Source organism: Mesorhizobium sp. (genome assembly GCF_004962925.1).
In the GTDB taxonomy this organism is placed as follows: Bacteria; Pseudomonadota; Alphaproteobacteria; order Rhizobiales; family Rhizobiaceae; genus Mesorhizobium.
In genome coordinates this window covers 1-735 of sequence record NZ_SUEO01000417.1, presented here as the reverse complement: position 1 = coordinate 735, position 735 = coordinate 1, and the positions used below count along the sequence as shown (strand labels likewise).

Here is a 735-nt window from a genome sequence, read left to right as displayed (position 1 = left end):
TGCCGGCCCAGTTGCGGCCGGAGCCGTCGAGCTTGGCCGTGCCGCGCCGCACACCGGCAGCGACGCGTCGCTGCTGGTCGGCCGCATCGCCCTCATAGATGCCCGACACTTCGAACAGCGCGACATCGCCGACGCCCTTGTCGGCATTGCGTTGGGCGGCGGCGATCAGGCCCGGCAGCAGCGACGGCCGCATGTCCGACATGTCGGCGGCGATCGGATTGGCGAGCTTGAGCGTTGTCTGGCCGCCACCGAACAGTTCGGCATGTTTTGCCGGAATGAACGACCAGGTGACGGCCTCCATCATGCCGCGTACCGCCAGCGCCCGCTTGGCCGCGCGGGTGCGGATCTGCAGCACGGTCAGGATCTTGGCGTTGACGGCATCATGGGCGCCGAGCGGCTGCGGTGCGATATTGTCGACGCCATAGATGCGCATGACCTCTTCGACCAGGTCGGCCTTGCCGTCGACATCCGGGCGCCAGGACGGGACCGCTACATCGACGACATCGCTCGCGCCTTCCGGCTTGAAGCCGAGGCGGGTCAGGATGCCGAGGCTCTCGTCCCTCGGCACCTCGATGCCGGTCAGCCGCTTCACTTCCGACAGCGGGAAGGAAACGATCTTCTCGACATGGCCGGCATAGCCGACGACTTCCGTTTCGGTCGGCGTGCCGCCGCAGAAATCCAGCACCAGCCTCGTTGCCAGCTCCACGCCGGGCGCCATGAACTCAGGGTCGACGC

Annotated in this window: 1 pseudogene; it reads right to left on the bottom strand. The window is 67.5% G+C overall.

The features are described from left to right. Window positions 1-735, bottom strand: a pseudogene (locus E5W87_RS35485) (phenylalanine--tRNA ligase subunit beta); the annotation flags it as partial.